The sequence below is a fragment of the Prevotella sp. AM42-24 genome (assembly GCF_003461825.1).
Classification (GTDB): Bacteria; Bacteroidota; Bacteroidia; order Bacteroidales; family Bacteroidaceae; genus Prevotella; species Prevotella hominis.
Map to the genome: position 1 here is coordinate 19040 of NZ_QTXV01000042.1, position 11024 is coordinate 30063.

General features: G+C 41.6%; 13 protein-coding genes. 6 read left to right on the plus strand and 7 right to left on the minus strand.

Features of this window, described 5'->3' with window-relative positions; genetic code table 11:
* Positions 1-63 precede the first annotated feature (63 nt).
* Positions 64-186 carry a hypothetical protein gene (locus DW917_RS18095; protein WP_255415337.1) on the minus strand — a complete coding sequence of 41 codons (123 nt, stop codon included), beginning with the start codon at positions 184-186 and terminating at the stop codon, positions 64-66.
* A 78-nt stretch (positions 187-264) separates the two neighbouring features.
* Here DW917_RS18095 and DW917_RS17245 point away from each other — a divergent pair, with 78 nt between their 5' ends.
* Positions 265-441, plus strand: coding sequence for a hypothetical protein (locus DW917_RS17245; protein WP_158570134.1), 177 nt, complete (start codon positions 265-267; stop codon positions 439-441).
* A 193-nt stretch (positions 442-634) separates the two neighbouring features.
* On the opposite strand, the gene DW917_RS11870 is transcribed toward DW917_RS17245, so the two are convergent.
* From DW917_RS11870 to DW917_RS11890, 5 genes are all read right to left on the minus strand, one after another.
* The gene (locus tag DW917_RS11870) at positions 635-1246 is read right to left on the minus strand and encodes an HAD family phosphatase (RefSeq protein ID WP_118118982.1); all 612 of its coding nucleotides are present in this window, start codon (positions 1244-1246) and stop codon (positions 635-637) included.
* 126 nt (positions 1247-1372) lie between these two features.
* Positions 1373-1663, minus strand: a complete 291-nt coding sequence (locus DW917_RS11875) for a putative quinol monooxygenase (protein ID WP_022109813.1) — start codon at positions 1661-1663, stop codon at positions 1373-1375.
* A gap of 187 nt (positions 1664-1850) precedes the next feature.
* Entirely contained in the window at positions 1851-2339 is a 489-nt protein-coding gene (locus DW917_RS11880) for a DUF695 domain-containing protein (RefSeq protein ID WP_158570136.1), read from the minus strand.
* A gap of 149 nt (positions 2340-2488) precedes the next feature.
* Positions 2489-3349, minus strand: a complete 861-nt coding sequence (locus DW917_RS11885) for a ThiF family adenylyltransferase (RefSeq protein WP_118118986.1) — start codon at positions 3347-3349, stop codon at positions 2489-2491.
* A 715-nt stretch (positions 3350-4064) separates the two neighbouring features.
* Positions 4065-5075, minus strand: coding sequence for a carbohydrate porin (locus DW917_RS11890; protein ID WP_233524725.1), 1011 nt, complete (start codon positions 5073-5075; stop codon positions 4065-4067).
* Positions 5076-5396: 321 nt separating this feature from the next.
* Between DW917_RS11890 and DW917_RS11895 the strand changes: the two genes are divergently transcribed.
* On the plus strand, positions 5397-5882 hold the full coding sequence (locus DW917_RS11895) for a PaaI family thioesterase (RefSeq protein WP_118118988.1): 486 nt from the start codon (positions 5397-5399) through the stop codon (positions 5880-5882).
* Between the two features lie 102 nt (positions 5883-5984).
* Positions 5985-6746 (plus strand): YaaA family protein, encoded by a 762-nt coding sequence (locus DW917_RS11900; protein WP_118118990.1) that lies wholly within the window; start codon positions 5985-5987, stop codon positions 6744-6746.
* Between the two features lie 42 nt (positions 6747-6788).
* Here the strand turns inward: DW917_RS11900 and DW917_RS11905 are convergent, their stop codons facing one another.
* On the minus strand, positions 6789-7166 hold the full coding sequence (locus DW917_RS11905) for an L-rhamnose mutarotase (protein ID WP_022110910.1): 378 nt from the start codon (positions 7164-7166) through the stop codon (positions 6789-6791).
* Positions 7167-7368: 202 nt separating this feature from the next.
* Between DW917_RS11905 and DW917_RS11910 the strand changes: the two genes are divergently transcribed.
* From DW917_RS11910 to DW917_RS11920, 3 genes are all read left to right on the plus strand, one after another.
* Positions 7369-9024 carry a carboxylesterase/lipase family protein gene (locus DW917_RS11910; RefSeq protein ID WP_118118994.1) on the plus strand — a complete coding sequence of 552 codons (1656 nt, stop codon included), beginning with the start codon at positions 7369-7371 and terminating at the stop codon, positions 9022-9024.
* Between the two features lie 83 nt (positions 9025-9107).
* Positions 9108-9401, plus strand: coding sequence for a hypothetical protein (locus DW917_RS11915; RefSeq protein ID WP_118118996.1), 294 nt, complete (start codon positions 9108-9110; stop codon positions 9399-9401).
* A gap of 266 nt (positions 9402-9667) precedes the next feature.
* Positions 9668-10657, plus strand: a complete 990-nt coding sequence (locus tag DW917_RS11920) for a TerC family protein (RefSeq protein ID WP_118118999.1) — start codon at positions 9668-9670, stop codon at positions 10655-10657.
* Positions 10658-11024 lie beyond the last annotated feature (367 nt).

Here is an 11024-nt window from a genome sequence, read left to right on the forward strand (position 1 = left end):
GATATATTCCCAAAACTTATCCCATCAAACTCAAAGGTGGAGTCATGAAGGAAAACTACTTTTTTAGGTAAAAGCTTCTTGGGCATCTTCCAAATCATCAAGCAAATCGTCTAAAGCCGAGCATTTTTCGATAATGTTCAGTCCTTTTAACTTCGCCATTTCTTTATTAATATCAAACTTCTCCATTGTATATCAATTAAAAATTCTGATGCAAAGATAGCCCACACCTGTGTAAGTTCGTTTCACACAATAGAAAAATTTTTCATGCGCAATGATTTTTCTCACGATTCACCTAATTTTGCAGAAAAAATGAATGAGCAAACAATGGAAATGGAAAAAGAACAATTAAACGGCAAGATAATGGATAGGGAGGATATCAAACATACCTTCAAAACGAGGTATCTCAATAGTGATAAGGTAATCTTCTCAGAAAAGGGATGATTCGCAATTTAAATATAAAACACAACATTCCGACAATAAAAGCAACTTTTATTTTGGTTTGTCCAAGTATATCGAGAAAAATGATATTTATGAGCGGACAGGGCTTCTTTCCTTAATGACAAGATGAAAAGAACCTATATCCGAATCATCAAGGAAAGAATCGATAGGTTCAATAGGCAGTCAGAATGGCTTCCTATAATTCCAAGTCGAGCCAATCATCAAACTCAACATTCTGGAATGTATGAATGCCGAGGTTTTCCGCAGCGACACAATTCTCCTGGAGGTCGTCAATAAACAACGATTCTTCAGGAACTATCGCTGCTTGTCTGATGACTTCCTCGTAGATTCTTGCATCCGGCTTGGAGAGATGGAGCCGCTGTGAGAGGAAGACTTTTTCAAAATAGTCTTCCACATTATGCCCCTGATAGGGGAATAACTTCTCCACACAATAATCCCAGTGAATGTCTATGGTGTTGCTCAATAGAAAGAGACGATAGCCCTTAGCCTTGAGCTTTAAAAGCCTGCGTTTCTTCTCATCGGGAATAACAACCAACATTCGATTGGCCGCTTCAATAATTTGGTGATTAGAAACTGTTGTCAGGGTCAAGTTCCTTGCCGCATCGCAAAACTGTTCCGTAGAGATCAGTCCAACACCTAACTCACCCATGAGTCTCTTTGCCTCTGGGTTAGAGTCTATCAGTTTCTCCATTCCAAGTACCTTGAAAGCATTCATACATCCTAGAGAATTCAACTTCACAAGTACGTTCCCCAAATCGAAAATGATATTTTTGTATTGCATCTTCATTGTTGTTTAATAGAGAGGTTGAGCACTCTTCTGTTAAGTCAACTCCAATCACCTTCTCGTGGGCAAAGATGATTCAGAGAACTACTTGTAGCTGAAGCTGGCTCATGTCGTCTTTAAGGAAACCTGTTATTTCTCAAACTGAAATTGTTCCAGTTTCAATCCATGCTTCGTCAAAGCCTCTATTTGAGGAACCAACGTGGTAAAGTGAGCAGACTCCATGTGAGTTTTCAGCACCTTAGCGTTCTGCCAAGTCTCACATATCATCATCACGCCATCACGAGTACCACTAACGAAATAGTCATAGGCAATGTTGCCTTCGTCAGCCAATGACTTTTCCACTAACTCCTGACACAGGGCATTAAGTTGCTCCATATCCACTCCTTCTTTCACTTCAAAAAATACATTCAGTCTTATCATGTCTGTAATATTTAAATTTTTACTATCAAAAACTTTCGGTGCAAAAGTACTGAATAATACTGAAAATCATCTATTTTTAAATGATTTTTTAATATCTTTTGCTCCATATAAGCAAAATGCCTAGCGAAAGAGCAACACTATAATAAAGGCAAGCTTATAGGCATGCGCTTGGATTGCCAGGGAACTATTATAACTCTTCCAGCAAAGTATTAAATTGAGTCCAGAATGGATCTTGCCGCATCGTATACTGAAGTTTGCGATCAAGCTTCAATTTTCCTAACACTTTGCCCGCATTTTCAGGATTATTTACCATCCAATAGATGCTGCAGACATTGTTGCCCTCCACAAAACCAACAATCAGTGGATATGGCACATCTTTACATTTGATGCGAAGGGATAAATCGATGGCGCCTATCAAGTCCCCAAGGTTTTTTTTCTCCTTTTCCGTGGGCAGGCCCTGCTCGTCCATCTCTTCAATTGGAACTGTCACCTGACAGCACCACTTCAGTAAATTTCTCTTTTGGTAATTGCGCAGGCCAACATTTACCTTGCCCTCATAAAGCTTGTCTCCTTTCGTGAAGGTATTCAAATCCTCAAGCTTTTTATTTGGACAAAGTTGATTGACATGTTTCCAGCCATCCCTTATATAAGCTACAAAGCCTAACAACTTTTCCAAAAGTGCCAGGATACAGATGCCAGCACAAACGTATGCTATAATGTATGTTATAGAAATCATAAAATCAACAATTGAGCCAGTTGCTCCTTTAAGTTATTACTACCAGTAATGAAATAAGGAATTTTATCTTTTATGGTGAATTATGATCATCAATCAATGATGTGATTGATTACCATACCTGCGATTGCCATACCGAAAGTTGCGGTGATGTGGCAGAGTGAACCATTGATCTGCGCCTTCGTAGAGCACCATTCATGTTCTACAAGGCTCTGGTCGCCTGGAACATCATAGACGGCTGTGTCTGTTCCACGTTCTCCGCTGAGCAGTTTCGCTTTAGGGCACAGACAACCGCCTGTACCGCAGGCTTTGTTTACGCCCATATTCTTCATTGGCGTTTCTACGCTATATACACATTGGAATTTGCGGTGAGGGAAGGTCTTGTTCTTCTTGAATTTTTTACGCAAGGCTTTGGCTAATGGATCACCTTCTACCTTCCAAAACTCAGCCTTTCTGACCTTGAACGGGTCGCGTCGGAGAGCAGCACCCATAGAAGATATGAATGTGATTTCCTTAGGAAGGGCAGTGGCACGGAGTATCAAATCGGCCTTATCCTTCAGTGAGTCGATGGCATCAATGATGAAGTCGTATTCCTCCATGTGGAACTCGTCGGCAGTTTCAGCCTGATAGATTTTCTGATAAGCCGTGATGTTGGCATTGGGATTGATCTCCAGCAGTCGTTCGCGCAGTGCATCCACCTTTACTTCTCCGATGGTACGGCTTGTTGCCATCAGCTGGCGGTTGCAGTTGGTTACGCAGACACGGTCACTGTCCACGATAGTGATGTTGCGCACGCCACTACGCAACAATCCCTCGGCGCACCATGAACCCACACCTCCAATACCGAAGATGAGCACGCGTGCCGACTGTAATTTCTCCAGATTATCCTTTCCTAAGAGCAGTTCTGTGCGTCGCTGCATTCCCTGTTCTATTGTTGTTATTCTGTCTCCCATTTTATCTGAAATAATTGTTATTTTTACTGCTACTTTTCTTTTTCTTTCGATTGCGGGTGCAAAGATACAATATTTTGAAAGAGCAAGCAAGAAATTTCTACTTTTTATTGCAAATACTTATCTCGGGCTATCTATTCCGAAGGGGCTGATGAGTTTAACGGTTTCTTCACTTTTCCATCACATCTTTGAAATGTGAATTAAGGGTGGAGTACAGGTTGTACCCTTTCCTGGTGATGGGCACCCTGGTCTTGCCGAAATGGATAGCAAGGAAATAAGATTGAAACAATCTCGATACTTCAAAATTTTCGTCCATAGACGAAAAAATTGATGAAAACGAGGAGATTTTCGTCTATAGGCGAAAATCTTGTTAAAAACAGAGATATTTTCGGCTATACACGAAAAAAATGCTATCTTTGCACAAAAATTCGAATATGAACGAAAATATAGAATCAGTAAAGAAGTATAATCTTTGGTTCGGTAACACCATCGATTGTGGTTTTCCTCGTCCGCTTTATACCGAAAGTGTCGCTTGATGATCTCCAGTTGCCTTCTCGCAAGGGTATTACGCATGTAAGGGCATGGGAATTATCTCAGATGTTATAGTTTCATTCAGAATAGTAGATAGCTGTTATTTTACCTTATAAAAAAGGTGTACATCGTTTGTTTTTTTTTTTGAAGTCAAACGATGTACACTTTTTGCTAAATTTCTCTTCCTTTAGAAACTTACATAGAGTCGGGCACAGAGTGCCGTGAAATCTCCATTGTCGTTTTTAATGTATTGGAATGAAGGCTGGATGGAAATGGATTCAGTCAACTGTCTTTTCCAAGTAGCCTCCAAAGAACATTCTGTTCCCTGCTGGAAACGGGCATACTGGGCAGACAAGCCACACTCGTTCTTTTCATCCTGATAGGAACCGCCCACTTCTGCATACCGGTAACAAGCATTCTGATGACTCGTATTCTCGGAATACTGCACCATGCAGGAAATCGTCTTTTCTCCAGAATTCCAAACCTCCTGTTCACCATAGACCCACCAGGCACCGGTAAGCTTGCTCCTAGATTCATCAGAAGATACCATTTCCCCATCCTCATTGATCGGATATTGACGGGTATGAAGGGCAATACCTGCAAAATATTTTCCACCTTTATAATTATATTCCAACTGCGACATGTTGAAGATTCCATCCTTTTTTGGACGAACCAGGAAAGGATTATCGTGAGCTTTCCATCCACTATAACCTGCACCATTATTCAGACTATTTTTGAAGGTCCATCTTCCCTTCGTAACATCAAAATAAAGGGTTAATCCCGAATGTGGATAATTCGCTATCGGATAACTGGATGCAATGGTAGGAAAAATTCCTTCAGAACTGTTGAGAAATAGTGACGTAATGTCTGATGTAAAGAAATCCTCGTTTACATTCCTCACACCCGCAAACAGATGGCCTGAATTCCACTCGTGCATGTAACCCAACACGGCAAGGAGGGCAAAATGATTATCTTCATCTATGTTTGAAAACCCCTGCCAGTCATCTATAATGCCATCGTTGGTCTTTGCCACATGGAGCGTTGCTGCTTCGAATGAATCCTTTCCGTTTCCTATTGGAATACTCAGTTCTAATCTCAACTGGTTCACAAGGTTGGTATTCTTGTTCATATCCCATTGCCATTCAGAAATATACTGTCCCCTGAAAACCTGTGCATGGGTCTGATTTAAACAGAACATGCCTAATAATACTAATATAACAATGCGCTTCATCTTCATGCTTTTGTATAATATTTATTCATTTTATTCACTCACTCGCTTCCCGCGAGTTTAAATCCAATTCGGGTTGCAAAGTTATAATTAAGAAAACTACCTTGCAATACCTAAAAATAGGTATTCTATCACACCACTTTAGTATGCATTTCTTGCAAAATACCCATTTGTAGGTATTCCATCACTTAAAAATTTTGTTTTATCAGATATTATTCGTATCTTTGCGATGCTAAATGATATTTTAAATGTGGGAGATTGAATCTCCACTTAGAAAAGGAGTTTTTTGATATGAAAAAAATATTGAATCCTTATCTGAATAAGGAAGGTTACAACTGCGTTTGCTGCGCACCAAACAATCCGGTAGGATTGCACCTTGAATTTTGGGAAGAGAATGAGGATGTTCTTACCATCTGGAAACCTGGTGAGAATTATCAGGGATGGGTAAATACCTTGCATGGCGGCATCATTAGTATGCTGATGGACGAAGTAGCAGGCTGGGTCATCAACCGCAAGCTGCAGACTACTGGTGTTACGATGCAATTAAACGTGAAGTACAAGAAGCCTGTGATGACCACCGATTCTCAGATTACGGTGCGTGGTCACATCGCCAGCCAGCGCCGCAACATCGTCACCATCCACTTGACTCTGGAGAACTCCAAAGGCGAGGTTTGTGATGAGGGCGAAGCCGTCTATTTCACTTTCGGATCAGACAAAGCCAGAGAAATGGGCTTCGAAGGTTGCAAGGTTGAAGGGGAGTTCATGCTACTCAAATAAAAATAGAATAAATAATTTATACAATATGATTTCATTTGAATTGGAGGAGTTGGACGAGATCTTACAGAATATCCTATCATAAAGAATATAACCGACATCAATATGCAAATACTCTTAGCATCAGCCAAAATCATGAATGCTGCCACATCTGTGGACATTCCGATGAAAAGCAAGCCTAAGTTTCAGGAACAAGCCGGACTGTTTGCCTTGGAACTTTCCACATGGGACACAAATCGTCTCATGAAGGAATTGAAATGCAACCAAGCCATCGCCCTGGAAAATCAGCAACGATATCAGAGTTTCTGGAACGAGGAAGAGTTGTTGCCTTCCATCCTTGCCTACTATGGCCAGGCATATAAATATCTCCAGGCAGACAACTTTAGCCAAGATGATTTTGCTTTTGCACAAGATCATCTCTTCATCACCTCTTTCCTATATGGTCTGTTGCGTCCTTTGGATATGATTCATCCTTATCGCATGGAAGGAAAGGTAAGGCTGGATGCTACTAAGGGAAGGAATCTCTTTGCCTTTTGGAAAAATTATCTTACGAATATGTTGATTGAGGCTGTAAAGGCAAACGATGGCATCCTCATTCATCTAGCCACCGAGGAGTTTGAGCATCTCTTCGACTGGAAGCGAGTTTGCCAAGAGGTAAAGGTGATTCAACCTTTATTTTATGTGGACAAGGGTGACACCATCAAGATGTTATCCGGCCATGCCAAAAGTTGCCGTGGAGCCATGACTAAGTTCATCATTCAAAATCGGATAGACCAGCCTTCAGATATATTCAATTTCGAGTTGAATGGATTCAGATATGCTCCCAACTATGGAGATGAACTCCATCCTCACTTTATTAAGAAATAAATTTTAATTTACAAACGATAAAAGACTTACAATTATGGAAAATTAATCGTAGAGATAGAATATGCGTTCCATCATGTGCCACTTTTCATCGCTGGTAGCACCTTTGCCGCATTTTTGGAATTTGCCTACCACTTCTTCCCATTCTGCTTGTCTTGGGAGTGTGGCAAGTTCTGCCATTGATTTGTCCCAATCGAAATCTTCCGGCGCATCAACTATCATCACCAGTCTGTTGCCGAAGATGTAAATCTCCATCTCCAGAATGCCTACCTGTCGGATTCCATCACGAATTTCCTTCCATTGCACACCCTCGGAATGCAATTTGCGATATTCACGGATAGCCTCTTCATCCGATTCTAACTCCAACCACTGTACGTAGCGCTTGGTGGCTACGGGATATTTCTTCTGTTTATAACCTTCCATCATTTTCTATATTTAATTCATGTTTTACGTTCGTATTCTGTTTATTTTTGCAAAAATATAAAAAAAGTATGAGGAAAACAAGTCAAACTATTGATATTTTGTTTATTTTTGCAATATCGTTTTGCAAATGCTGCATGATCACTAAGGAAATACGGCACTTTAAAGCACATTTTAAAATATATCATCATAAAAATTATATCAGATGAAAAAACTATTTCTATCCCTCGCCTTTCTGCTCCCTGCTATGGGAATGATGGCACAGACACAGGTCAAAACTGCTGAAGGTATCCTCGAAGGAAAGGATCTCTCTGGCATCAAGGTTTTCAAAGGTGTTCCGTTTGCAGCACCTCCTGTAGGTAATCTCAGATGGAAGGCTCCGCAACCAGTACAGAAATGGGAGGGTGTGCGCGAGGCTAAGGAATTCGGAGCGAACCCGATGCAGGAACCTATCTTCGGTGATATGAACTTCGGAACAAAGAACAATAGCGAGGACTGTCTCTACCTGAATATATGGACTCCCGCAAAGACCATGAAGGAACATCTGCCGGTATTGATTTATTTCAATGGTGGAGGATTGATGGCTGGTAGCGGAAGCGAACCTCGATATGCTGGTGATGCAATGGCGAGAAAGGGAATCATCTCTATCACAGCCAATTACCGTGAGGGCATCTTCGGATTCTTTGCTCATCCTCAGCTCTCCAAGGAGACTTCCTATAAGGGCTCAGGAAATTATGGTTTCATGGATCAGGTAGCTGCTATCCAATGGGTAAAGAATAATATCGAGGCTTTCGGTGGTGATCCTGACCGCATTACCATTGTAGGTGAATCAGCCGGTTCCATGTCGGTTAGTGCTCTGATGGCTTCCCCTCTCTGCCAGGGACTCTTTGCCCAGGCTATGGGTTCCAGCGGTTCGGTGATGGGATTCAAGAAAGTTGCTACACTGAAGGAAGCCGAGGAGAAAGGCGTGCAGCTTGCCCAGAAAATAGCAGAGAAGATAGGCAAGAAAACGGGCAAGAAGGTGAAAAAGAACGTAGGTATGAAGAACCTCAACGAACTTCGTGCCCTGCCTGCCGAGGAACTGATGATGCTGGCGGGCGTAAGAGCCCTTCCTGTCTATAATGTTGATGGATATTTCATGAAAGAACAGCCTACAGAGGTATTTGCCAAGGGCGAACAGACCAAGGTGCCTCTGCTCATTGGCGGCAACAACCTGGAGATGAACCCTGGGGCAGTATTGATGGGCAAAAAGCCAACCGTTGAGAACCTGAAAGCTGGCGCCAAGGCTACCTTCGGAGAAGAGAACATCGACGAACTCTTCCGTCTTTACGGAATCAACAGCGACAAGGATGTGTTGGAGCAGCCGGGTGTGAATCTGGCTTCGGATATCTTCCTGGATTATTCTACCTGGAAGTGGGGCAACATGCACAAGCTGACCGGCGGACAGCCAGTTTACCGCTATCGCTATTGTCATCCTCGCCCAGCAATGGCCATCAAGGGCAAGGTGGCAGCTTTGGCTGGCGGCGTGGTAGATGCTAAGGAAGATGCAGCTCCTGCTCCACAGGATAAGGGAGCCGTTCACTCTGCCGACATAGAATATGCAATGGGCACTTTGCCTACCAACCGCGTGTTCAACTGGCAACCTGAGGATTACATGATCAGCGAAATCTTCAGCCAATATTATGTAAACTTCGTGAAGACCGGAAATCCAAACGGTCTGGGTCTGCCGGAATGGCCATCTACCAACGGCAAGTCCGTAGCTCCTGTGCTTCAGATAGATGTGAATACTGAGGTAAAAGCTGATGCCCAGATGGAGAAGCGCTATGAGTTTATTGACCAACTGTTTTGGAAAGAAAAATAATCTTTGTATTGCATTCAAAAGCTTTATAATTTTGTCGCAGATAAAATGACAAGGCTGATAAAACAGAATAAATAATAAAATTCATGTTTCAGAAATTCATTATCAATGGAGAGGGTGTACTGAGATTCGGACACGTTTATTTGCACCGTGATATGCTGACTCCAGGAGAGCAATGCACATACGGTGGAGGACTATGGAAAATAGACGAAGGTCGGGGAGCCATAGTCCTCTATGGTCGAAGCTTCGATTTCGGTCCTCCCGATTTTGACTACGTGAAACAGATAGACTGGTCGGGCTTGGGGGGCACCCCTCGCCCACTGCTCTATCTGCCCCATTGGCCTAATGAAGAGGAAGTTGTGTCAATCCTGATGGACTAATATCTCTCAATCGCCCCTTTTTCTTCCCTCTGCATATTACAATCCTATTACATTCCTCATTATTCACGTTAAATTCAATTAAGTTTCCTCATGGAACTTTCTCTATTTCGAATATTTTTTCTAATTTTGCGCCACGTTTCTAATGGTTGAAATGAATCTGAAAATTCTATGATAAAGAATCTGGTTATTTTATGATATGAATCAGATTTGGATGAAATAGGAATAATTTAGGTATTATATATATAAAATAGGTAAGAAAAGAAAAAATGGAACATGTTTTTACTGAATCGATGTTTTTGGTGGGCTTCGTGATATTCATCGCTGCCATACTCGTATTAGACATGCTGGTTATCGACCGAAAGGCGCATGTAGTTTCCATCAAGGAAGCTGGATCCTGGACAGCAGTTTGGATTATTCTCGCCCTCGCCTTCGCCGTATTCATCTACTTCCATGGCGATATGGTGCACGGCATAGAGAATTTTGACGATTTGAAACTGATAGCCTCACGCTATGCTTCTCATCTCAAGCTGGATCCGAATGACTATGAGGCAAGTCTGCAACAATATCGCCACTACATGACCATCTCTTACATCTCAGGTTATCTGATAGAGAAGACGCTCTCCGTAGATAATCTCTTTGTGATGATGATGATCTTCAGTTCATTCGGAGTGGATAAGAAAGATTATCAGCATGTATTAAACTGGGGAATCTTGGGAGCCATCGTACTTCGCTTTGTCTTCATCTTTGCAGGTGCAGCCCTCATCAGCCGATTTGCCTGGATATTGCTTGTATTCGGAGGATTCTTAGTTTATAGCGGAGCCAAGATGTTCCTGAATAGAAATAAGAAGGAAGAAATCAATGCACTTGAACATCCTGTGGTGAAGTTCATGCAAAGACGTCTGCACTTAGGTCCTTTGGTGATGACGGTGGTATTCATCGAGTTTTGCGATCTGATATTTGCTTTCGACAGTATTCCTGCCGTATTCTCAGTATCACTCGACCCGTTTGTCGTGTTCTTCTCCAATATCTTCGCCATCTTGGGCCTGCGAGCGCTCTTCTTCCTCTTGGCAGCGATAGCCGATAAGTTCCGCTATCTGAAGGTGGGTGTAAGCGTGCTATTGGTGTTCATCGGTGTGAAGATGCTCATCCACGATTTCTTCGAGATAGATGCAGTAGCTTCTCTCGTCATTATCCTTCTCGTATTGCTCGCCAGCATCGGAGCATCGGTTGTGATTCCAAAGAAACAGGAAGCTTAAATTACAGAAAATTGTATAGCAAAATAAAAGGCTAAAGCAAAATTCATATTGATATTGCAATATGGATGAAAGAAATTCCCGATAAAGAAAGTTCTGTTTGCAAACGTTAAGTTGCAGGCAGAACTTTTTTTGTATTGTTAAATCTAAGCATCTACCATTCCGTATAAGAACATATTTATTCCATTTATGAAGATATTTGTAAAGTTTATGCCAAATTTATCTGTATTTATATTAATGTATGTATAAATAACTGATGGTTATAAGAAAAATAATTCTCTTTGCAACGAGAAAAATCGAGAACAAAAATTAGTTTTATAACATTTAATATAAAGCTCTAAAGCAGCCAAAGGAGAATAAGAGAGGTTGG